This window comes from Pseudomonas sp. B7 (assembly GCF_016735645.1).
Classification (GTDB): domain Bacteria; phylum Pseudomonadota; class Gammaproteobacteria; order Pseudomonadales; family Pseudomonadaceae; genus Aquipseudomonas; species Aquipseudomonas glycinae.
Genome location: NZ_JAERRE010000002.1, coordinates 371,389 through 393,941, shown reverse-complemented (window position 1 = coordinate 393,941; position 22,553 = coordinate 371,389). Strand labels below are relative to the sequence as shown.

The 22,553-nt window shown below is 61.9% G+C and carries 20 protein-coding genes; 12 read left to right on the top strand and 8 right to left on the bottom strand.

Features of this window, described 5'->3' with window-relative positions; all coding sequences use genetic code 11:
* Window positions 1-148 precede the first annotated feature (148 nt).
* From ppc to JKA62_RS06675, 7 genes are all read left to right on the top strand, one after another.
* On the top strand, window positions 149-2,779 hold the full coding sequence (gene ppc, locus JKA62_RS06705) for a phosphoenolpyruvate carboxylase (protein ID WP_201817009.1): 2,631 nt from the start codon (window positions 149-151) through the stop codon (window positions 2,777-2,779).
* Window positions 2,780-3,067: 288 nt separating this feature from the next.
* Window positions 3,068-3,718 (top strand): adenylate kinase, encoded by a 651-nt coding sequence (gene adk / locus JKA62_RS06700; RefSeq protein ID WP_007954716.1) that lies wholly within the window; start codon window positions 3,068-3,070, stop codon window positions 3,716-3,718.
* 93 nt (window positions 3,719-3,811) lie between these two features.
* The gene (gene tsaB, locus JKA62_RS06695; protein ID WP_201817002.1) at window positions 3,812-4,486 is read left to right on the top strand and encodes a tRNA (adenosine(37)-N6)-threonylcarbamoyltransferase complex dimerization subunit type 1 TsaB; all 675 of its coding nucleotides are present in this window, start codon (window positions 3,812-3,814) and stop codon (window positions 4,484-4,486) included.
* A gap of 173 nt (window positions 4,487-4,659) precedes the next feature.
* Window positions 4,660-4,968, top strand: a complete 309-nt coding sequence (locus tag JKA62_RS06690; protein WP_201816990.1) for a hypothetical protein — start codon at window positions 4,660-4,662, stop codon at window positions 4,966-4,968.
* On the top strand, window positions 4,968-5,828 hold the full coding sequence (locus tag JKA62_RS06685; RefSeq protein ID WP_201816988.1) for a DUF72 domain-containing protein: 861 nt from the start codon (window positions 4,968-4,970) through the stop codon (window positions 5,826-5,828). Before JKA62_RS06690 ends, JKA62_RS06685 begins: the two co-directional genes overlap by 1 nt.
* A gap of 32 nt (window positions 5,829-5,860) precedes the next feature.
* Complete coding sequence (locus JKA62_RS06680) at window positions 5,861-6,697, top strand: isocitrate lyase/PEP mutase family protein (RefSeq protein WP_201816986.1); 837 nt, start codon at window positions 5,861-5,863, stop codon at window positions 6,695-6,697.
* 2 nt (window positions 6,698-6,699) lie between these two features.
* On the top strand, window positions 6,700-7,392 hold the full coding sequence (locus tag JKA62_RS06675; RefSeq protein WP_201816984.1) for an extensin-like domain-containing protein: 693 nt from the start codon (window positions 6,700-6,702) through the stop codon (window positions 7,390-7,392).
* A gap of 4 nt (window positions 7,393-7,396) precedes the next feature.
* On the opposite strand, the gene JKA62_RS06670 is transcribed toward JKA62_RS06675, so the two are convergent.
* The gene (locus JKA62_RS06670; protein WP_011332659.1) at window positions 7,397-8,011 is read right to left on the bottom strand and encodes a hypothetical protein; all 615 of its coding nucleotides are present in this window, start codon (window positions 8,009-8,011) and stop codon (window positions 7,397-7,399) included.
* 93 nt (window positions 8,012-8,104) lie between these two features.
* Here JKA62_RS06670 and JKA62_RS06665 point away from each other — a divergent pair, with 93 nt between their 5' ends.
* Window positions 8,105-8,887 carry a class I SAM-dependent methyltransferase gene (locus JKA62_RS06665; RefSeq protein ID WP_007954738.1) on the top strand — a complete coding sequence of 261 codons (783 nt, stop codon included), beginning with the start codon at window positions 8,105-8,107 and terminating at the stop codon, window positions 8,885-8,887.
* 45 nt (window positions 8,888-8,932) lie between these two features.
* Here the strand turns inward: JKA62_RS06665 and JKA62_RS06660 are convergent, their stop codons facing one another.
* Window positions 8,933-9,568, bottom strand: coding sequence for a TetR/AcrR family transcriptional regulator (locus JKA62_RS06660; protein ID WP_201816982.1), 636 nt, complete (start codon window positions 9,566-9,568; stop codon window positions 8,933-8,935).
* A gap of 94 nt (window positions 9,569-9,662) precedes the next feature.
* Here JKA62_RS06660 and JKA62_RS06655 point away from each other — a divergent pair, with 94 nt between their 5' ends.
* From JKA62_RS06655 to JKA62_RS06645, 3 genes are all read left to right on the top strand, one after another.
* On the top strand, window positions 9,663-10,763 hold the full coding sequence (locus tag JKA62_RS06655; RefSeq protein WP_011332662.1) for an efflux RND transporter periplasmic adaptor subunit: 1,101 nt from the start codon (window positions 9,663-9,665) through the stop codon (window positions 10,761-10,763).
* 6 nt (window positions 10,764-10,769) lie between these two features.
* A complete protein-coding gene (locus JKA62_RS06650) occupies window positions 10,770-13,838 on the top strand; it encodes an efflux RND transporter permease subunit (RefSeq protein ID WP_201816980.1) in 3,069 nt (1,022 codons plus the stop codon).
* A 638-nt stretch (window positions 13,839-14,476) separates the two neighbouring features.
* Complete coding sequence (locus JKA62_RS06645) at window positions 14,477-15,871, top strand: Fic family protein (protein ID WP_201816966.1); 1,395 nt, start codon at window positions 14,477-14,479, stop codon at window positions 15,869-15,871.
* Here JKA62_RS06645 and JKA62_RS06640 read toward each other — a convergent pair.
* Genes JKA62_RS06640 through plsB form a run of 3 tightly spaced genes read right to left on the bottom strand, consistent with a single transcriptional unit; the run spans window position 15,868 to window position 19,536 of the window.
* On the bottom strand, window positions 15,868-16,557 hold the full coding sequence (locus JKA62_RS06640) for a DUF4197 domain-containing protein (RefSeq protein WP_011332665.1): 690 nt from the start codon (window positions 16,555-16,557) through the stop codon (window positions 15,868-15,870). The genes JKA62_RS06645 and JKA62_RS06640 overlap by 4 nt on opposite strands.
* 24 nt (window positions 16,558-16,581) lie before the next feature.
* A complete protein-coding gene (locus JKA62_RS06635; RefSeq protein WP_085605193.1) occupies window positions 16,582-16,980 on the bottom strand; it encodes a YbaY family lipoprotein in 399 nt (132 codons plus the stop codon).
* A 51-nt stretch (window positions 16,981-17,031) separates the two neighbouring features.
* Window positions 17,032-19,536 carry a glycerol-3-phosphate 1-O-acyltransferase PlsB gene (gene plsB / locus JKA62_RS06630; RefSeq protein WP_201816963.1) on the bottom strand — a complete coding sequence of 835 codons (2,505 nt, stop codon included), beginning with the start codon at window positions 19,534-19,536 and terminating at the stop codon, window positions 17,032-17,034.
* A 237-nt stretch (window positions 19,537-19,773) separates the two neighbouring features.
* Between plsB and JKA62_RS06625 the strand changes: the two genes are divergently transcribed.
* Entirely contained in the window at window positions 19,774-19,983 is a 210-nt protein-coding gene (locus tag JKA62_RS06625; protein ID WP_007954750.1) for a cold shock domain-containing protein, read from the top strand.
* A 138-nt stretch (window positions 19,984-20,121) separates the two neighbouring features.
* On the opposite strand, the gene JKA62_RS06620 is transcribed toward JKA62_RS06625, so the two are convergent.
* The 3 genes from JKA62_RS06620 to dapE all read right to left on the bottom strand — a co-directional run bounded on the left by JKA62_RS06620 (window position 20,122) and on the right by dapE (window position 22,535).
* Window positions 20,122-20,499, bottom strand: coding sequence for a hypothetical protein (locus JKA62_RS06620; protein WP_064378976.1), 378 nt, complete (start codon window positions 20,497-20,499; stop codon window positions 20,122-20,124).
* A gap of 75 nt (window positions 20,500-20,574) precedes the next feature.
* A complete protein-coding gene (locus JKA62_RS06615) occupies window positions 20,575-21,384 on the bottom strand; it encodes a putative RNA methyltransferase (protein WP_201816951.1) in 810 nt (269 codons plus the stop codon).
* Entirely contained in the window at window positions 21,384-22,535 is a 1,152-nt protein-coding gene (dapE, locus tag JKA62_RS06610) for a succinyl-diaminopimelate desuccinylase (RefSeq protein WP_201816939.1), read from the bottom strand. The genes JKA62_RS06615 and dapE overlap by 1 nt, the downstream gene beginning before the upstream one ends.
* Window positions 22,536-22,553 lie beyond the last annotated feature (18 nt).

The window sequence follows — 22,553 nt, the reverse complement described above, 5'->3', positions numbered from 1 at the left end:
CCGTTGTGCGGCTTACCCTTGAGACTAGCTTCAACCCTCAAGGTTTAAAGTCCCTTCGTCGTCTGCTTGTAAGAAGCGTCCCAGAGCGGCACTCTCTGTTCATCCACTCACTTGCGATCCGTCACCGATTACTGCTGGAGAGATGCTGATGACCGATATTGATGCACGCTTGCGCGAAGACGTTCACCTGCTCGGTGAGCTGTTGGGCAACACCATTCGTGACCAGTACGGCGAGGCGTTTCTCGACAAGATCGAGCAGATCCGCAAAGGCGCCAAGGCCGACCGGCGTGGCTCGATGGACGCCGAACTCAGCGCCAGCCTCAATCAATTGAGCGAAGACGAATTGCTGCCGGTGGCGCGGGCCTTCAACCAGTTTCTCAACCTGGCGAACATCGCTGAGCAATACCAGCTCATCCATCGCCGCGAAGAGACCCATGCTGCGCCGTTCGAGTCCCGCGTACTGCCGGAATTGCTCGCCCGCTTGCGCAACGAAGGGCACAGCGCCGAATCCCTGGCGCGGCAACTGGCGCGGCTGGAAATCGAACTGGTGCTCACCGCGCACCCGACCGAAGTGGCCCGGCGCACGCTGATCCAGAAGTACGACGCGATCGCCGCGCAACTGGCGGCTCAGGATCACCGTGACCTGACCACGGCCGAGCGCGAGCAGATCCACAACACCCTGCAACGCCTGATCGCCGAGGCCTGGCACACCGAAGAAATCCGCCGCACCCGGCCGACTCCAGTGGACGAAGCCAAGTGGGGTTTTGCGGTGATCGAACACTCGCTGTGGCAGGCGATTCCCCACCATATGCGCAAGGCCGATCAGGCGCTGTTTGCGGCCACCGGTTTGCGTTTGCCACTGGAAGCCGCGCCGATCCGCTTCGCTTCGTGGATGGGTGGCGACCGTGACGGCAACCCGAACGTGACCGCTGCCGTGACCCGCGAAGTGTTGTTGCTGGCGCGCTGGATGGCGGCGGATCTGTACCTGCGCGACGTCGATCACCTGGCCGCCGAACTGTCGATGCAGCAGGCCAGCGACGCGCTCAAGGCCCGGGCCGGCGACAGTGCCGAGCCGTATCGGGCGGTGCTCAAGCAATTGCGTGAACGGCTGCGCGCCACGCGCAACTGGGCCCATGCATCTTTGACGGCGACCACGCCGGCGCCTGCCGATGTGCTGCACAACAACCGCGACCTGCTCGATCCGCTGGAGCTGTGTTTCAACTCGCTGCACGAATGCGGCATGGGTGTGATTGCCGACGGGCCGTTGCTCGATTGCCTGCGCCGGGCCGTGACCTTCGGCCTGTTCCTGGTGCGCCTCGATGTACGTCAGGATTCGTCCCGTCACAGCGCGGCCATGACCGAAATCACCGATTACCTCGGCCTCGGCAAATACGAGGAGTGGGACGAAGAACAGCGCATCAGCTTCCTCACTCGCGAGCTGCAAAACCGTCGGCCGTTGCTGCCGGCGCATTTCAAACCTTCGGCCGACACCGCCGAAGTGCTCGCCACCTGCAAGGAAATCGCCGCCGCGCCGGGCGCTTCGCTGGGCTCCTACGTGATCTCCATGGCCGGTGCCGCTTCCGATGTGCTGGCGGTGCAATTGCTGCTCAAGGAATCCGGCGTACTGCGGCCGATGCGCGTGGTGCCGCTGTTCGAAACCCTCGCCGACCTCGAGAACGCCGGCCCGGTGATCGAGCGCCTGTTGCTGCTGCCGGGTTACCGTGCGCGGCTGCAAGGCCCGCAGGAAGTGATGATCGGCTATTCCGATTCGGCCAAGGACGCCGGCACCACTGCGGCGGCCTGGGCGCAGTACCGGGCGCAGGAGCGGCTGGTGGAAATCTGCCGCGAGCAGCAAGTCGAACTGCTGCTGTTTCACGGTCGCGGTGGTACCGTGGGACGTGGCGGCGGCCCGGCGCACGCGGCGATTCTGTCGCAGCCGCCGGGTTCGGTGGCCGGACGTTTCCGCACCACCGAGCAGGGGGAAATGATTCGATTCAAATTCGGCCTGCCGGACATCGCCGAGCAAAACCTCAATCTGTATCTGGCGGCGGTGCTCGAAGCGACCCTGTTGCCACCGCCACCACCGACGCCGGAATGGCGGCATTTGATGGACGAACTGGCCGCCGACGGCGTCGCTGCTTACCGTGCGGTGGTGCGGGAGAACCCGCAATTCGTTGAGTATTTCCGCCAGTCCACACCGGAGCAGGAATTGGGCCGCTTGCCGTTGGGCAGCCGTCCGGCCAAGCGCCGTGCCGGTGGCATCGAGAGCCTGCGGGCGATTCCGTGGATCTTCGGCTGGACCCAGACGCGCCTGATGCTGCCGGCCTGGCTCGGCTGGGAAACCGCACTGAACAATGCGCTGGAGCGCGGCGAAGGCGAGTTGCTGGGGCAGATGCGCGAGCAGTGGCCGTTCTTCCGCACCCGTATCGACATGCTGGAAATGGTGCTGGCCAAGGCCGACGCCGATATCGCGCTGTCCTACGACGAGCGTCTGGTGGAGCCGGAGTTGTTGCCGTTGGGTGCGCACTTACGCGACCTATTGTCGCAGGCGTGTTCCGTTGTCCTCGGCCTGACCGGTCAGTCGCAGCTACTGGCACATAGCCCAGACACCCTGGAATTCATCCGTCTGCGCAACACCTACCTCGACCCGCTGCATCTATTGCAGGCCGAGTTGCTGGCGCGTTCGCGGCAGCAGAATGTCGAGCAGGGCAGCCCGGTGGAACAGGCGTTGCTGGTGTCTGTGGCGGGGATTGCCGCCGGTTTGCGAAATACCGGCTAAGGTTTTCTGCGTGGGGCGGGGCACCCGGGGCGAACCTCGGGTGCCGTTTATTGACTGTAGGAAAAATGCGGTCAGGCGACAGTTAATGATGGGGTTGCGACTTGGGGAACCGCGTCGCAAGGTCGCGGCGGGCGCCGGTTTCTCCGACTTTTGGCGTCTTGTGTGGGCGCAGCCTGCTGTGTATCTTGATCAGCCTTTGGCCGTTTGGGCGGCCACGACCCGTTTTATGAGATTGGCCCCACGAGGCGAATCCATTGTTTTTTATATAAAAAATTGAGGAGCACATCGATGCGCGTCATTCTGCTGGGAGCTCCCGGGGCCGGTAAAGGTACTCAGGCTAAGTTCATCACCGAGAAATTCGGCATTCCGCAAATCTCCACCGGCGACATGCTGCGTGCCGCGGTCAAGGCCGGCACCGAGCTGGGCATCAAGGCCAAGAGCATCATGGATGCCGGCGGCCTGGTGTCGGATGACCTGATCATCGCGCTGGTCAAGGACCGTATCGCTCAAGCCGATTGCGCCAAGGGTTTCCTGTTCGATGGCTTCCCGCGCACCATTCCTCAGGCTGAAGCGCTGGTGACTGCCGGTGTCGAGCTGGACGCCGTGGTCGAAATCGCCGTTGAAGACGAAGAAATCGTTCAGCGTATCGCCGGTCGTCGCGTTCACGAGGCCAGCGGCCGCGTTTACCACATCGTCTACAACCCGCCGAAAATTGCCGGTAAAGACGACATCACCGGCGAAGAGCTGGTACAGCGCAAGGACGACACCGAAGAAACCGTGCGTCATCGCCTGTCGGTCTACCACTCCCAGACCAAGCCGCTGGTGGAGTTCTACCAGAACCTGTCCGCCAAGAACGGTGGCAAGCCGAAGTACAGCCATATCCCTGGCGTCGGTTCGGTTGAAGCGATCACTGCCAAGGTGCTTGAAGCCCTGAGCTGAAAAACCTGATCCGCTGCATCATCCACGGCCCGCTTGCGGGCCGTTGTTGTTTATACTGGCGCACTTTTCCCCACCTGATTTACGGACACATCGATGAGCACCTTGCTGGCCCTGGACACCGCGACCGAAGCTTGCTCCGTTGCCTTGCTGCATGACGGCAAGGTCACGAGCCATTACGAGGTGATCCCGCGCCTGCACGCGCAGAAACTGCTGCCGATGATCCAGCAACTGCTGGGCGACGCCGGTACCACCCTGCAAGCGGTGCACGCCATCGCTTTCGGCCGTGGGCCGGGCGCTTTCACTGGCGTGCGGATTGCCATCGGCGTGGTGCAAGGCCTGGCCTTTGCGCTGGATCGCCCGGTGTTGCCGGTGTCGAATCTGGCCGTGCTGGCACAACGGGCTTATCGCGAGCACGGCGTAAGCCAGGTCGCGGCCGCCATCGATGCGCGGATGGATGAGGTCTATTGGGGCTGCTACCGCGAGACGGCCGGGGAGATGCGTCTGGTCGGCGCCGAGGCGGTGCTGCCGCCGGAAGTCGCCGCATTGCCGGACGATGCCTCGGGCGACTGGTTCGGTGCCGGTACTGGCTGGGGTTATGGCGAACGCATCGCTGTAAACCTGAGCGGTTCCGATGCTGGCATGCTGCCCCACGCCGAAGATCTACTGACCCTGGCGCGATTTGCCTGGGAGCGCGGTGAAGCGATTCCGGCGGACGATGCCCAGCCGGTTTACCTGCGCGACAAAGTGGCCACCCCGAAAGCCCGCTGAGGCTATTCACCCTGTGGCATTCGCCGCAGGGTTCTCCCTGTTCCTGCCAATCGTCCGTTTCTAACCCCGCGCTTTAAACCTTTTGTCTTTTATGTGTTCTAGTTATCACTCGGCGATTTGCTAAGTCGGTCAGGTGCCGCTAAATTGCCATCATCGATACCGAGCATGACTTTATGCGTATAGACGGCGTTTCCACTCATTCCTACCCCATCAAGCGCAAGCCTCGCAAAGGCAATCCGGCGCTGGATGAGTCCGTCGACGATATCGACGGCGAGCTGGAATTCCCGACCGAAGAGCAACTGGCTGCCCGTGTCGCCAAAGCTACCGCGCAACGCCTGAGCAATCTGCCCGCCCGCCAACAAGACATGATTTATCACCGCGCGATGAAGAAAAGCGTGGCCATGGCCCTGGCCAGCTACCTGAGCACCGCCGGTTTTGTCGATTGGGATGCAGACGTGCTGGGCCTCGATCTGTACATCTGATGGATCTGCCTTACTACCTCGGTTGCCCGTCCTGGAGCGAAAACGCTTGGCGCGAGTACCTGTATCCGGTGGACGCCAAGACCTCCGATTTGCTCGGCCTCTATTCACAAGTGTTCAACGCCGTGGAAGGCAACACGACCTTCTACGCCAGCCCGTCGCCGGCCACCGTGCAGCGCTGGGCCGAGGTGATGCCGGAACACTTTCGCTTCACCGCCAAGTTCCCCGGTGACATCAGCCACAGCGGCGACTTGCGCGATCAACTGACCGCCGCCGAAACCTTCCTCCAGTTGCTCAAGCCGCTCGGTGAGCGTGTCTCGCCAATGTGGCTGCAACTGTCGAAAAGCTTCACGCCACACCGCTTGCCGGAGCTTGCTGCGTTCATCGATGCGCTGGATTGCCCGCTGGCGGTGGAAGTGCGCCACGAACAATTCTTCGCCAAGGGCGAGAGTGAGCGACTGCTCAACCGGCTGCTGCTGGATCGCGGCGTGGAGCGTATCTGTCTTGATCCCCGCGCGTTGTTCAGTTGCCTGTCCACCGAATCGTCGGTGATCCACGCCCAATCGAAAAAGCCCCGCGTACCGACGCGGCCGGCAGCGTTCACTCAATTCCCGCAGGTGCGCTTCATTGGCCATCCGGAGCTTGAGGCCAACGATCCGTTTCTGGTGCCGTGGGTGGCGAAGATCGCCGAGTGGATCGAAGAGGGGCGCACGCCGTACATCTTCCTGCACACCGCCGACAACATTCTGGCGGCGAAGCTGGCGCAACGTTTTCACGCACAACTGGCGCAACGTTTGCCTGGCCTGCGACCCTTGCCTGAGCTATACAGAGAACCCGCCGCCGAGCAACTTGGCCTGCTCTGAGGCGGATTTCTTTCCTGCCCAGGAGCCTGCCGATGGACGCTCAAGCTCGTCAACAACAAGCCCGTAAAGCCGAAGCCTTCAAAGCCCTGCACGAACGCCCCGGGATTTTCGTGATTCCCAATCCATGGGATGCCGGTTCCGCGAAGATGCTCGCCAGTCTCGGCTATCAGGCGCTGGCGACCACCAGCGCCGGTTATGCGTTTTCCCAAGGCAAGCCCGATGGTGGCCTGAGCCTCGACGATACGCTGGCCAATGTCCGGGCGATTGTCGCGGCCACTGATCTGCCGGTGGCAGTGGATCTGGAAAACGGCTTCGCCGACGCCCCGGCCGAATCGGCGCAGAGTCTGATCCGCGCCGCCGAGGCGGGCGCCGTGGGTGGTTCGATCGAAGATGCCACCGGCCGTGAAGACTCGCCGATCTACTGTTTCGAACACGCGGTGGCGCGGATCGAAGCCGCCGTCGCTGCCGTGCGCACCTTGCCGTTTCCCTTCACCTTGACGGCCCGTGCGGAAAACTATCTGCACGGCAATCCCGATCTCAACGACACCCTCCGCCGTCTGCAGGCCTTTGCCGAAGCCGGCGCCGACGTGCTGTACGCGCCGGGCCTGCGCACCGCCGAAGAAGTCCTGGCGGTGGTGCGCGCGGTGGCGCCGAAACCGGTCAATGTGTTGATGTCCGGCGGCTTGAAACTGACCGTGCAGCAGCTCGAGGAAATGGGCGTGAAGCGGATCAGTACCGGTTCGGCGCTGGCACTGGCAGCGTTCGGCGAGTTTTTCCGCGCGGCTGAAGAAATCCAGCAGTCCGGCACGTTCACCTTCACCTCTCGTTCGATGCCGTACGCCAAGGCCAATCAATTCTTCAAGGGATGAGCATGGGGCGCTGGCTACTGTTGGCGGGGCTGCTGATGATCGGTGGCGGCCTGATCGGCGTCTGGCGCGGCTGGCTCGATGTGCCGCCGCGGTGGAATCCGTGGGCGCCGCTGGACGTGCAGGCGACGCCCAACTGGCTCACAGGCTATAAGTTGATGCGTCTGCGTAGCAATCCGCTCTTGTGCGAGCAGGCATTGGGCAGCTCCGGCCTGCGGGTTTCGCCACAGGCCGACAGCCGCGATGCCAAATGCCCGCTGATGGGTGCTTTGCGCGTGCAGGGTGGCGGGGTGGGGCTCAGCAGCAGCTTTCTCGCCAGTTGCCCGTTGGCCGTGGCGTTCGCGATGTTCGAGCGTCATACGCTGCAACCGGCGGCGCAGTGGGCCTACGGTCAGCCGGTGGCGCGGGTCGATCACCTCGGCAGCTTCGCCTGCCGCAACGTCTACAACCGCGAGAACGGCGCGCTCAGTCGCCACGCCAGCGCCGATGCGCTGGACATTGCCGGCTTCCGTCTGGCGGATGGTCGCGCGATCAGCGTACTCAAGGACTGGCCGAAGCAAAATCAGGACGCGCAGTTTCTACGTCAGGTGCGCGATGGTGCCTGCGAGTCGTTCAGTGTGGTGTTGAGTCCGGATTACAACGCCGCCCATCGCAACCACTTTCATGTCGATGTCGGACGCTGGAGCGTGTGTCGCTGAGAAATCAGGCGGCGATGCGCAGGTTCTGCTGAACGATCGGGCGCACCCAGCCGTTATCGAAGTCCAAGGCTTTCTGCTGCTCGACGATGGCTTCCGGCGGGAACGGCGGGTAAGGCTGCAGCAGATCCAGATCGAATTCGGCAATCGGCAGGTACAGCGGTTTTTTCTGCGGGGCAGGGCCCGGCTCCGGAATCGGCTGACCGTTGTTGATCACGATCGGGCGAACCCAGCTGCTGTCGAATTCCTGCTGTTTTTGCTGAGTCTTGATGGCTTCCGGCGGGAATGGAGGGTACGGCTCGGCCAGTGTCATGTCGATTTCGGCTATCGGCAGGAACAGCGGCTCCGGCGGACGCACCTGGGTTTCCACCACATCGCATTCGCGCTGGCTGATGATGTGCGCATGCAGTTCACTGCCGACGGTCGGTTCTTCAGGGCTTTCCAGGTCAACCGGCGGGAAAGTGCCGCAGGCCGGCACCACATCACTCGATTGTTCGGCCAGCGCCTGGGCAAAAAAATCCTGCCACAGGTGGCTGACGCCGCCCAATGCTTGAGTGTTATGACGGCTGAAATCGCCTGTGGGCGAAAGGTAGCCAATCGATGTGGGAAGAATGCCTGACATTTTTTTCGGTTGACGCTCAGCTCTGGCAAAATGCGCGTTGATTGGGTTATCGGCGGTTTTTGCCGATCCTTAACTTTTTTGAGCGTGTTTTCCATGATTGAGCAACCCGCGGCCTGCCGCATCCATGTCGAGGCCCTCGGCCCGACGTTCGAAGCGCAGGCCGAGCAATGGGCGCAGCGCCTGAACCTGCCGTTGCAGGTGGCTGACGGCGAGTTTGCCCTGCAGGTCGGCGAGCAGGGTTTGCAGCTACAACAACTGGGACCGGATGCGCCGGGGCCGGTGCGGGTCGACTTCGTCGAGGGTGGCGCGGCCCATCGCCGGTTGTACGGCGGTGGCAGCGGACAGATGATCGCCAAGGCGGTCGGCATCGCCCAGGGCGTACGTCCGCGGGTGCTGGATGCCACGGCGGGGCTGGGCAAGGATGCCTTCGTGCTGGCCAGTCTCGGCTGCGAGATGAGCCTGATCGAGCGCCAGCCATTGATCGGCGCGTTGCTGGAGGATGGTCTGGCCCGAGCGGCGGAAGACTTCGATGTGGCGCCGATCGTGGCGCGGATGAAGCTGCTCAAGGGCAACTCCATCGAGGTGATGCGCAATTGGGAGGGCGAACCCCCGCAGGTGATCTACCTCGATCCGATGTTCCCGCATCGTGAGAAAACCGCGCTGGTGAAGAAGGAAATGCGCCTGTTTCGCCCGTTGGTGGGCGATGATCCGGATGCACCGGCCTTGCTGGAAGCGGCGTTGGCACTGGCCACCCACCGGGTGGTGGTCAAGCGACCGCGCAAGGCGCCGTGTATCGAAGGGCCGAAACCGAGTCATGCGCTGGACGGCAAATCCAGCCGCTATGACATCTACCCGAAGAAAGCGCTCAAGGCCTGAGCCGTCGCATAAGAAAATCCCACGCATGGCGTGGGATTTTTGTTTTCAGGGGCGATAGGCCCGCATGAACAGCCCGACCACTTCCTGCACATGACTTTCCGCCGCCTCGTCGGTCAGCGGCTCACCGCAGCCGTACAACAGGCGGAAATTCCCGGCGCCCTTGATCAGACAAAAGAAGTGCTCGGCGGCGTTGTGCGGGTTGTCGATGCTCAGCACGCCGGTTTCGTGAATCCGCCGCAGCAATCGTTCCATGCCTTGCACCATGCGCTGGGGGCCGGCCTCGAAGAAGATCAGCGACAGGTTGGGATCCTGACTGCCCAAGGCCATGATCAGGCGATGCAGGTTCACCGATTCCTCACTGTTGATGAGATGGTGAAAGCCTCGCGCAATGTTCAGCAACACATTTTCCACCGCAATGCCGTCCGGCAATTCAAAGAACAGCGGCGGTAATTGCTCCTCGCATTTAGCCACCACGGCGGCGGAGAACAGCGTCTCCTTGTCGTTGAAATGGCTGTAGACCGTCAGCTTCGACACCCCGGCCTCGGCGGCTACCGCGTCCATGCTGGTGTTGGCATAGCCATGACTCAGAAACAGGATTTTCGCCGCCTCGAGAATCGCCTGGCGCTTGGCCGGATCCTTCGGTCGGCCGGGGCCGTTTGAAGTGGAAAGATTGTTCGACATTCTTCGCTTTTAATACTGGACTGGTGAGTTTGCTATTAATAACATACCGGCCAGTATAATTATTCCAAGCCTCCTTAGCGAAAGGTCCTTCACCATGTTCCGCCATGCGTTGTCCTTTGCGGTGCCAGTCAGTCTGGCGTTTTTGTTGTCGGCGTGTGGCAAGGAAGAGGTGACGCCAGTCAGCGTGCGACCGGCCATGGTGGTGCAGCCAGAGCCTTCGGCGCAGGCGATGGAGAGTTATCCGGGCGAGGTTCGCGCCCGCTACGAACCGGATCTGGCGTTCCGCATCGGCGGCAAAGTCAGCCGACGACTGGTCGATGAAGGCCAGCGCGTGAAGGCCGATCAACCACTCGCCGAACTCGATCCGCAGGATGTACGCCTGCAACTGGAAGCCACCCGGGCCCAGGTTGCGGCCGCCGAAGCCAACCTGAACCTGGTGCGTGCCGAACGTGACCGCTACAAGACCCTGATGGAACGGCAGATGGTCAGCCGCTCGGCCTACGACAATGCCGAGAACCTCTATCGCTCCGGCGAAGCCCGCCTCAAACAGATCAAAGCCGAATTCAACGTCTCGACCAATCAGGCCAGTTACGCCGTGTTGCGTGCGCCCCAGGATGGCGTGGTGGCCAAGCGTTCGGTGGAAGTCGGGCAGGTGGTTGCCGCTGGGCAGACCGTTTTCACCCTCGCCACTGACGGCGAACGGGAAGTGCTGATCAGCCTGCCGGAGCAGAGCTTCGGTCGCTTCAAGGTCGGCCAGCCGGTGTCGGTAGAGCTGTGGACACAACAGAACCAGCGCTTCGCCGGGCAGATCCGCGAGCTGTCGCCAGCCGCCGATCCGAAATCCCGCACCTTTGCCGCACGCATTTCATTCACCTCCGGCAAAGTCCCTGCGGAACTGGGTCAGAGCGCCCGGGTCTTCGTGCAGACCGCCGATGTCATCCCGCTGTCTGTGCCGCTCTCGGCGCTGACGGCCGAGAACGGCGCGACCTACGTCTGGGTCGTCAGCGCCAACAACACCCTGAAAAAGACCCCGGTGCGCGTCGGCCCGTTCGGTGAGAAAACCGTGCCGGTGCTCGAAGGCCTGAACGCCAGCGACTGGGTGGTCGCCGCTGGCGTCCATGTGCTGCTGGAAGGGCAGCAGGTGCGTCCGGTGGATCGCTCCAACCGCGTGGTCAATCTGGCGGACAAGGAGTAATCCCCGATGGGTTTCAATCTTTCCGCCTGGGCGCTGCGCAATCGCCAGATCGTACTGTTCCTGATGCTTTTGCTGGCGATCGTCGGCGCCTTGTCCTACACCAAGCTCGGCCAGAGCGAAGACCCGCCGTTCACCTTCAAGGCGATGGTCATTCAGACCCGCTGGCCGGGCGCCACGGCCCAGGAAGTTTCGCGTCAGGTCACCGAGCGCATCGAAAAGAAGCTGATGGAAACCGGCGAGTACGAGCGCATTGTCTCGTTCTCGCGTCCCGGTGAATCCCAAGTCACGTTCATTGCCCGCGACTCCATGCATTCGGTAGAGATTCCGGATCTCTGGTACCAGGTGCGCAAGAAAGTCAGCGACATTCGCCAGACCTTGCCGCCGGGGATTCAGGGGCCGTTTTTCAACGATGAATTCGGCACCACTTTCGGCAATATCTATGCGCTGACCGGCGACGGTTTCGACTACGCGGTGCTCAAGGATTACGCTGACCGCATCCAGATCCAGCTGCAGCGGGTCAAGGATGTGGGCAAGGTTGACTTGCTTGGTTTGCAGGACGAGAAGGTCTGGGTCGAATTGTCCAATGTCAAACTCGCCACCCTCGGCTTGCCGCTGGCGGCGGTGCAGCAGGCGCTGGAAGAACAGAACGCCGTGTCCACCGCCGGTTTCTTCGAAACCGGCAGCGAGCGATTGCAGCTACGGGTTTCGGGGAATTTTCAGACAGTCGACGAGATCAAGAACTTCCCGATCCGGGTCGGTGATCGTACGTTCCGTATCTCCGATGTCGCCGACGTGCGGCGTGGTTTCAACGATCCTCCGGCGCCGCGCATGCGCTTCATGGGCGAAGACGCCATCGGTCTCGCGGTGGCGATGAAGGACGGCGGCGACATTCTGGTGCTGGGCAAGGCCCTGGAAATCGAATTCGCCCGGATCCAGAAAAACCTGCCGGCCGGCATGCAATTGCGCAAGGTCTCCGACCAGCCCGCCGCCGTGAAAACCGGTGTCGGCGAGTTCGTTCAGGTGCTGGTCGAAGCGCTGGCCATCGTGTTGCTGGTGAGCTTCTTCTCCCTCGGCGTGCGCACCGGCATGGTGGTGGCGCTGACCATTCCGCTGGTGCTGGCGATGACCTTCGCCTGCATGTATTACCTCGGCATCGGCCTGCACAAGATTTCCCTCGGCGCGCTGGTGCTCGCACTGGGCCTGCTGGTGGACGACGCAATCATCGCCGTGGAAATGATGGCGATCAAAATGGAGCAGGGCTTCGACCGGATCAAGGCTGCCAGTTACGCCTGGACCAGCACCGCGTTCCCGATGCTCACCGGTACGCTGATCACCGCCGCCGGTTTCCTGCCGATCGCCACGGCGCAGTCCGGTACCGGCGAATACACCCGCTCGATCTTCCAGGTGGTGACCATCGCCTTGCTCGCATCCTGGGTGGCCGCCGTGGTGTTCGTGCCCTATCTGGGGGAAAAACTCCTGCCGGATCTGGCGAAAATTCACGCGGCCAAACACGGTACGGCGGACGGCCAGACCGATCCCTACGGCACGCCGTTCTACCAATGGGTGCGGCGTCTGGTGGAGTGGTGTGTGCGTCGGCGTAAAACCGTGATCGTGCTCACCGTGCTGCTGTTCGTGGCGTCGGTGGCGTTGTTCCGGTTCGTGCCGCAGCAGTTCTTCCCGGCTTCCGGCCGTCTGGAGCTGATGGTCGATCTGAAGCTCGCCGAGGGCGCCTCGCTGGCCAATACCACGGGTGAGGTCAAACGCCTGGAAGCGATGCTCAAGGATCACGCTGGCATCGATAACTACGTCGCTTACGTCGGCACCGGTTCGCCACGTTTCTACCTGCCGCTGGATCAACAACTGCCGGCGGCGAGCTTCGCCCAGTTCGTCGTGCTGGCGAAAACCATCGAGGAACGCGAAGCGCTGCGCACGTGGCTGATCGACACCTTGAACGAGCAGTTCCCGGCCCTGCGCTCGCGGGTCACGCGTCTGGAGAACGGTCCTCCGGTTGGCTACCCGGTGCAGTTCCGCGTCACTGGTGAGCACATTGAGGAAGTTCGTGCGCTGGCCCGAAAAGTCGCGGCCAAGGTGCGCGAGAACCCGCATGTGGTGAACGTGCATCTGGACTGGGAAGAGCCGAGCAAGGTCGTGTACCTGAACATCGATCAGGATCGCGCCCGGGCCCTGGGTGTGAGCACGGCGAATCTGGCGAAATTCCTCCAGAGTTCGCTGACCGGATCCAGCGTCAGCCAGTACCGCGAGGACAACGAACTGATCGAAATCCTTTTGCGCGGAACCGTGCACGAGCGCACCGAACTGTCGTTGCTGCCGAGTCTGGCGGTGCCCACCGATAACGGTCGCAGCGTCGCGCTGTCGCAGATTGCCACGCTGGAATATGGCTTCGAGGAAGGCATCATCTGGCACCGCAATCGCCTGCCGAACGTAACCGTGCGCGCGGACATTTACGGCAAGGAGCAACCGGCGACGCTGGTGAAGCAGATCCTGCCGACGCTTGATCCGATCCGCGCCGAATTGCCGGACGGTTATCTGCTGGATGTCGGCGGTACCGTGGAGGATTCGGAGCGTGGGCAGAAGTCGGTGAATGCGGGCGTGCCGATGTTCATTGTCGTGGTGCTGACGTTGCTGATGGTGCAGTTGCGCAGTTTTTCGCGCACGGCGATGGTGTTTCTGACCGCGCCGCTGGGGTTGATCGGGGTGACGCTGTTTCTGCTGGTGTTCCGTCAGCCGTTCGGGTTTGTGGCGATGCTCGGGACGATCGCGCTGTCGGGGATGATCATGCGTAACTCGGTGATTCTGGTGGATCAGATCGAGCAGGACATCGCCGCCGGGCTCAAGCCGTGGCAGGCGATTATCGAGGCGACCGTGCGGCGGTTTCGGCCGATTGTGCTGACGGCGCTGGCAGCGGTGCTGGCGATGATTCCGCTTTCTCGCAGTGTGTTTTTCGGGCCGATGGCGGTGGCGATCATGGGCGGGTTGATTGTTGCTACGGCGTTGACGCTTTTGTTTTTGCCGGCGTTGTATGCGGCTTGGTTCCGGGTTCGCAAGGAGGCTTGAGGCTGTTTGAGCTTGGCGGCCTTTGGGCCGACCAGGCTCTTGGGGTTTTGGGGGAATATCCGTTTCTGCGGGTGTTGCGGCTGGCGGTTTCGCTCTTACAGCGGCTCACTTTTGCAAACGCCCAAAAGTAAGCAAAACGCTGGGCCCCGGCGTTCGGCCCCTCGCTGGGGCTCGGGGTTCCTTCGTTCCGGGATTCATCCGGGGGCATCGCCTCCGGTTTGCTTCGCTGCACCTCCTCTCGATGTGTTCGACTTCGTCGAACGGCGCTACGCGCCTACCCCGGATAAATCCCTCCACTCAGCCGGCCGAAGGGGCCAGCACGTCAAGAGCGGTACTCGAGCTAACGCTCATCGTGTTGAGTGGTTAGAAGCGAAGCGCATCGGAGTGTAGGGTTTTGCGCGTTTCTGTGGGAGCGAGCTTGCTCGCGAAGGCGGCCTGTCTGCCAACCATGCTCTATCGGTTGGACTCAATCTTGTCGGAGCTGGCCTGCTAGCGATGTCAGCCTGACAGCTGAGCAAAACAATGGTGTAGGACTCTGTGTCGTCTCCTACGTTTTTTTCAGACGCCTCCGATATTGAGTCGCTGTGTTGGCGGTGCTGTACTCGAGGCTGTTTTTCAGCCTTGGTTGAGCAGCGTTGATGAAGAAACCGCCGGTATTGAAAGGTCGGGCCGATCCGGTCTTTGAGTTGTTGATGCGCGCGCCTCACAAGCAGCGTCTGGCGGACTATCTTGCGTTGCTCAAGCCGCTGGATGATCACGGGCGGTATCTGCCTTTTGAGGATTTGCGGTATCGCTGGGCCAGCGGGCTGGATTCGCGTTTGTGTTGGGCGTTGGTCAAGAAGGCGCGGGCCGCTCAGTACATTCATCTTCTGCCTTTGGGGGAGCCGGCCCAGTGGGGGAAGTTTGTGCCGACGCCAACCGCGCAGAAGGCCCTTTCAGTGGTTGATCGGCAAACCACGACGGCGTCGCTGGAGTACATGACCAGCCAGATAGGCGAGCGGGCGCATTTCAGTTATTTGCTTAACGATTTGATCGAGGATGAGGCGATCAGCAGCAGTCAGCTGGAAGGCGCCGCGACCACTACCCGTGTTGCCAAGGACATGCTCAAGCAACGGCGCCAGCCCCGGACGCCGGATGAGCGGATGGTCATGGGTAATTTCCGGATGATGAATTTCGCTTGGGAAAAGCGTTACGAGCCTTTGAGCGTGGAGTTGATTGCGTCGATGCATCGGGTCGGTGTCGAGGGTATTGATGACGAGCAGTACGACCCCGGGCTTTTCAGGACCAACGATGAAGTGGTGGTGCAGGACGGCGAAGGGAATACCGTCCACTCGCCACCGCCTGCCGCCGGATTAGTGAGGCGACTGGATTTGCTCTCGCAGTGGATCAATCAACCACAGGGTTCACCTCGGCAAAAAAACTACCTGCATCCGCTGATCAAGGCGATCACGCTGCACTTTGCCCTGGGCTATGAACATCCCTTTCGCGATGGCAACGGGCGGGTCGCCAGGGCGCTGTTTTACTGGCTCATGTTCAAGCACGAGTTTTCGGCATTCCGCTATATCGCGATCAGTCTTTTACTGCGCAACGCGCCGGTAAAGTACGGGCGGTCGTATTTGCACAGCGAGGCTGATGAGCTCGACCTGACGTACTTCATCGAGTTTCAGTGTTCGGTGATTTTGCGGGCGGTGGAGGGTTTTACCGACGTGTACCGCAAGCGTGTGGCGTACAGCGAAGGCTTCGAGCGCTGGCTGACCTGTTCGGGCTTTTTTGATCGGCTGACAGAGCGGCAGCGAGCGATTTATCAGGTGGCCAGAAGTGGGGTGGCGAAGGAGTTCACGGCGGGGAACGTCAAGGAGCATCTTGGTTGTGCCTACAACACAGCGGTGTTGACGTTGAGCGGGTTGGTTGAGCTGCAGGTTTTCGAGAAGAAGAAAATGGGACGCGAGTGGGTGTACTTTTTACGTGTGTCTGCTGGCGACGGATTGAACTACGGGAGTGAGAAAACTCACTCCCGTGTGGTGCCGGTTTAGAGCGTACCGAACACTTTCTTCGCCAAACTCGTCGCAGCAGCGGCCGGGTTCTTGCGGATGGTTTCTTCCTGTTTGCCGATCATTTCGAACAGGCCGTTGAGCGCTTGTTCGGTGACGTAGCTTTCGATGTTGGCGCTCTTCGCATCTACTACGCCGAAGGTCGCGGCCTGGCCGGCGAAGGCGTTGTATTTCTGGGCTACGCCGACTTTGTCGGTTGCCTGTTTGACGATCGGCAGGAACTTGGTGCGGATCTGTTCGCGGCTGGATTTGTCCAGATATTGGGTGGCGGAGTCGTTGCCGCCGCTGAGGATGCCTTTGGCGTCTTCCACGCTCATTTTCTTCACGGCGTCGACGAGGATTGGCTGGGCCTGGGTGACGGCGGTTTCCGCAGCCTTGTTCATGGCGGTTTCCAGCTCCTCGACCTGGGCGCCCATGCCGAAGGCTTTCATCTTGCCGGCGACTTTGCCGAGTTTGCCCGGCAGTTCGATCTTCACGTCCGGGTTGTTGCTGAAACCGCCCGGGGTGCCGAGTTGTTTGACGGCCAGTTGCGCGCCCTGGGTCAGGGCATCCTTGAGACCGCCGGTGGCGTCGCCTTGCGACAGGTCGCTGAGGGACAGGGCCAGTGCGTTGGCGGAGATCATCAGGCCCGCGCACAGGCCGGCGAAGCGAAGGGTGGGGCGGAGCATGGCGGCTTCCTTGTTGGGAGAGATTCAGCGGGCGGCGTCGACGCGGATCTTCAGTGGCTGCGGATCCTTGCCATCGAGCTGCACGGCATGGTTTTCGGTGGTGATGAACATCAGCTCGCCGTTGACTTCAATGCGTGCGCTGACCGAGTAGCGGTGGCCGGGTTTGACCTGGGCCGGATCGTAGCTCAAGTGGAACGGCAGCGGCACCTGGCCTTTGACCGGGCCTTTCTGTTCGTCGAGTACCACGGCCGGAGCGTCGGCCAGCGAAACGTCTTGCAGGCTCACGCTCAAGGTCGCGCTGGGTGGCAGGGCGATGCGTTGCAGGTAAAACACTTCGCCGTCGAGGCTGACCTTGCCGGCCGGTGAGGTCGACTGGCACGCGCTGAGCAGGGTGGCGGCGGCCAGCAGAGAAAGTTTTTTCATCGCAGATCTCCGTATCGACGGCGCCAGAAGAAGCCTGGCGCCTTTAGGAATTTAGTCGTTTTGCACAGGGGGGGCGACCTGATCGGCCGCATCTTCGCTGCGATGCAGGGCTACCTGACGGATCGACAGGCGAATCTCCGCCGGCAACACCCGTTTGGCCGCACCCTCGGCCAGTTCGCCGAGCAGTTCGTGATAGCTCAACTTGCCGGCTTCGTCGCGACGCAGCACGTCGAGGTCGAGCAGGGTCTGGATGAAGTGGCGGAACAGGCTCTTGTCGAAGAATTCCGGCGCGTTCAGGCCATGCAGGATCGACAGGCGCTGGGCCATGACCGTGCACAAGTCTTCCAGTTCTTCGGCGCTGATGCTGTTCTGGCCGCTGTTGAGCAGCAGGGAAACCGTCATGTAGAAGCGTTGCAGGGTCTGGGCGATGCTCTTCGACAGCAGGGTCAGCAGCACGAAATGCCGCGAGCTTGGTGCCGGGCGCAGGTACACGTCTTTCTCGAAACGCAGCAGGCCTTGTTCGACGAACGCTTCCAGCCACTGATCGATGACTGCATCCAGTTCGTCCAGGGTCCAGCGGATGAACAGTTCCGATTGCAGATACGGATACAGCGCGCGGGTGTAGCGCAGGATCTGTTCGCGGCTCATGCGCGAGGTGCTCTGGAAGAAGCTCGCCAGCAGCGCCGGCAGGGCGAAGATGTGCAGCACGTTGTTGCGGTAATAGGTCATCAGGACGGCGTTCTGCTCGTCCAGATACAGAATCTTGCCCAGCGCATCGTTCTGCTCGGACAGCAGATCCATGTCCTTCACATGCTCGATCAACGCGCGGCCATCGCCTTCCGGCAAGGTGGTGTGCGGCGAATACGGAACCTTGCGCAGCAGCGCCAGATACAGATCCAGCACCCGCGCCATGGCCCGATCATCCAGTGCCAGGCGGGTGGTCGACAGCAGCGCCAGCGCCACCAGGTTGACCGGGTTGATCGCCGCCGCTTCGTTCAGGTGCTGCGCGACCTTCTCGCCGAGGCGGTTGGTGGTTTCGTTGAGCCAGGCCGGTTTGTACTGCGGGCCGAGTTCCTGCTGGCGCCAGTCGGGCTGTTCGCTGTCGAGGAATTCCGCCAGTTTGATCGGCTCGCCGAAGTTCACCGCCACCTGGCCGAAGCGCTGCTTGAGCGCGCCGATGACTTTGAAGATGTCGAAGATCGATTCTTTCTTCTTGCTCGCGCCGCGCAGTTCGCCGAGGTAGGTGCGGCCTTCGAGCACGCGCTCATAACCGATGTACACCGGCACGAACACGATCGGCATCCGCGACGAACGCAGGAAACTGCGCATGGTGATTGCGAGCATCCCGGTTTTCGGTTGCAGCATGCGCCCGGTACGCGAGCGCCCGCCTTCGACGAAGTACTCGACCGGGAAACCTTTGGTGAACAGGGTGTGCAGGTATTCGTTGAACACCGAGGTGTACAGCGGATTGCCCTTGAACGTGCGGCGCATGAAAAACGCCCCGCCACGGCGCAGCAGACTGCCGATCACCGGCATGTTCAGGTTGATTCCGGCGGCGATGTGCGGCGGGGTCAGGCCGTTGCGGAACAGCAGGTACGACAGCAGCAGGTAGTCGATATGGCTGCGATGGCACGGCACGTAGATCACTTCGTGACCCTGGGCGACCTTCTGCACGCCTTCGATGTGGTTGACCTTGATCCCGTCGTAGATCTTGTTCCAGAACCAGCTCAGTACCACTTCCAGAAAACGGATCGCGGTGTAGGTGTAGTCCGAGGCGATCTCGTTGCCATAGCGCAGGGCCTGGGCCTTGGCTTTTTCCGGGGAGATGTTTTCGCGCTCGGCTTCGTCGAGGATCGCTTGCTTGACCAGCGGCTGGTTGAGCAGGCCTTTGACCAGGTTGCGGCGGTGGGAAATGTCCGGGCCGATCACCGCAGCTTTCAGGTTGCGGAAGTGCACCCGCAGGATCCGCTGGGCCATGCGCACGGTGCGTTCGTGGCCCTTGTTGTGTTCGATCAGTTCGCGCAGGTGGATCGGTGCGGAGAATTGCACGCGGGTCTTGCGCCCCAGAATCATGATGCTCAGCAGCCGGCGCAGGCGTCCGGTGACGGCCCAGCTGTCGGCGAACAGTAGTTTCCATGGGCTGTTCTCGCTGTCCGGCGACTGGCCCCAGAACACGCTGACCGGAATGATCTGTGCATCTTCGGCAGCGTTCTGGCTCAGGGCGCTGACCAGGCGGGTCAGGGTCGGCGGCGCGCCGCGCTTGTCCTGGCGGCCGAGCCAGTCCGGGTCCGGCGTCAGGTAGAAGAACGCCGCCGGTTCGATCAGCGAACCCACGGACACCGGCAGCACCGGGCGCGGCAGACCGGCCTTGGTGCACTCGGTGTCGACCACCGCCAGATCAGTCAGCGATGGGTTTTGCAGGACGTAGAACACCGGACGACTGCGGTCTAGGTTGAGGGTGAACGACGACTGGTTGATCGTCTCGGAGCGAACCCAGAGATACAACAGTCGGCGCAAGGTGCCAAACACAAGACGGCGGAACGGGGAACGGGTCATACGGCTTCTGCGTGAGTGGATAAACCGAGCGTTTGCTCGGGAGGGCGACAGTTTGCCGGATTACTCGAAAATCGGCAAAAAAGCGGCGAAGTAATCTCCTGTTGAGAGTTTTGCCGCCTGTCATATACTCGGCGATCTGTCGCCGGGGCCCTTTTACGGACGTCGGACGCAGGCTGACGTTCCGCAAAGGCTTTCCTGCGAAAAGCCTGTTCAATAATAAAAAAGGAGTATGAACAGATGGCAACACGTGAAACCGGCAACGTGAAGTGGTTCAACGACGCCAAGGGCTACGGCTTCATTCAGCGCGAAGACGGGGTGGACGTGTTCGTGCACTACCGTGCGATTCGCGGCGAAGGCCACCGTTCGCTGACCGAGGGTCAGCAGGTTGAATACGCGGTGGTGGAAGGGCAGAAGGGGTTGCAGGCTGAAGACGTTGTAGGCCTGTAATGATCGTTCCCACGCTCTGCGTGGGAATGCCTCAATGGACGCTCTGCGTCCGCTTTGGGACGCGGAGCGTCCCGGGCTGCATTCCCACGCGGACGGTTCGACGCCTCGACGTGGGAACGATCAAGCTCGAAGCTTCTTTTATGCAGTTTTCCAGGTGATTTCTTCTTCACCGTCGGCGCTGATCCGGATCCAGCGATCCGCCGTCTCCTCACCTTCTTCCTCGACCCACGTCCCCGGTGCGCAGCGCACTTCAACGTTCAGCGCGGCAAACGCTGCGCGGGCGCAGGCGATGTCGTCGTCCCATGGGGTCGCGTCGCTTTCCAGGTACAGGCTGTTCCACTTGCCCACGGCTTTCGGCAGCCAGGTCACCGGGATGTTGCCGGCCTTGCACTTCCAGGTCTGGCCTTTCTGCACCCATTCGCTGCAAGGGCCGAGGGCGGCGCCCAGCCAGGCGGAAATGGCCTTGTGGTCGACGTCGGCGTCTTTCAGGTAAATCTCGATGTCCGGTTGGCGCATGGATGTCCTCACTGCGGGTCTGAAAAATCCATTCGCGGATTTAGCCGGCCCCGGGTCGTTGCCCGAGACCAAAGGTTATTGAAGAACGAAATAATCGTAGCGCATCGAGACAGTGGTCACGAACGGCTCGGCCTGTTCGATGACCGCCGCGCGGCGCTCGGCACTGGCGCGCCAGCCGTGGGGTGTCATCGCCAGCAGGTTGGCGCGATCCTCGGGCTTGTCCAGCGTCAGCTTGAATTCCAGGGTTTCACTGTGCGCCAGTGCCATGCCTTCCGGCACCAGGGCCAGATGCTTGTCGTCGGTGTACTCGCGCACTTCGTCGTACAGGCGTTCGCGCAGTTCCATCAGGTGGCCGCTGGTCGGGCCGACCTTCATCAGGCCGCCGCCAACACTGAGCAGACGCTTGGCTTCTTCCCAGTCCAGCGGACTGAAGACACTGGCCAGAAACTGGCAACTGCCGGAGGCCAGTGGCACCCGGGCCATGCTCGCAATCAACCAGGTCAGCGCCGGATTGCGTTTGCAGGCGCGTTTGACCGCTTCCTTCGAGATGTCCAGCGCGTAGCCGTCCGCGTTCAGCAATGCTTCGGCGATCTGCGCGGTGTAGTAACCCTCGCCACAACCGATATCGACCCAGCGGGCCGGCGCGTAACCGGCTGCCAGCTCCGCCAGACGCTTGGCTACCGGCGCGTAATGCCCGGCGTTCAGAAAGTCGCGGCGGGCCTCGACCATCGCCTGATTGTCGCCGGGATCGCGACTGTTCTTGTGCTGCACCGGCAGCAGGTTGAGGTAACCCTGGCGCGCGCGGTCAAAGCGGTGGCCGGCAGGGCAGACCACGCCGTTGTCCACCGCGTTCAGCGGTTCACTGCAGATCGGGCACGCGAGCATCAGGCGAGCAACTTGATCAGGGTCTGGTAGTAGATTTCGGTCAGCACGTCGAGATCGGCCGCCAGCACGCGCTCGTTGACCTGGTGGATGGTCGCGTTGACCGGGCCCAGTTCAACAACCTGGGTGCCCATGGTCGCGATGAAACGGCCATCGGAAGTACCGCCGCTGGTGGACGCCTTGGTCTCGCGGCCGGTGATGTCCTTGATGCTCGAAGACACCGCGTCGAGCAGTGCGCCCGGTTCGGTGAGGAACGGCAGACCGGACAGTGCCCAGTCGATGTGCCAGTCCAGGCCGTGCTTGTCGAGGATGTCGGCGACGCGTTTCTGCAGGCCTTCGACGGTCGATTCGGTGGAGAAACGGAAGTTGAACACCGCCACCAGGTCGCCCGGAATCACGTTGGTCGCGCCGGTGCCGGAGTTGACGTTGGAAATCTGGAAACTGGTCGGCGGGAAGAAATCGTTGCCGTGATCCCAGTGCTCGGCAGCCAGCTCGGCCAGGGCCGGGGCGGCGAGGTGGATCGGGTTCTTCGCCAGGTGTGGATAGGCCACGTGGCCCTGCACGCCGCGCACGGTCAGTTTGGCGCCGAGGGAGCCGCGACGACCGTTCTTCACCACATCGCCCACCAAAGTGGTGCTCGACGGTTCGCCGACGATGCACCAGTCCAGACGCTCGTTACGGGCGGCCAGACGCTCGACCACGGCCTTGGTGCCGTGATGCGCCGGGCCTTCTTCGTCGCTGGTGATCAGGAACGCGACCTTGCCCTTGTGATCCGGGTAGTCGGCGACAAAACGCTCGGCTGCCACAGTCATCGAGGCCAGGCTGCCTTTCATGTCCGCCGCCCCACGGCCGCAGAGCATGCCGTGCTCGTCGATCACCGCGTTGAACGGGTCGATCTGCCAGGCAGTCACCGGGCCGGTCGGCACCACGTCGGTGTGGCCGGCGAAGCACAGTACCGGGCCGTCGCCTTTGCCGTGAATCGCCCAGAAGTTATCCACATCTTCGATGCGCATCGGTTCCAGCTGGAAACCGGCATCGCCCAGGCGCTGCATCATCTGCTTCTGGCAATCGGCGTCGACCGGCGTCACGGACGGACGGCGGATCAGGTCGATGGCGAGTTGGAGGGTCGGCGAAAGGTCGGCGTGGGCCGTCATGGAAAACTCCGAAAGCTG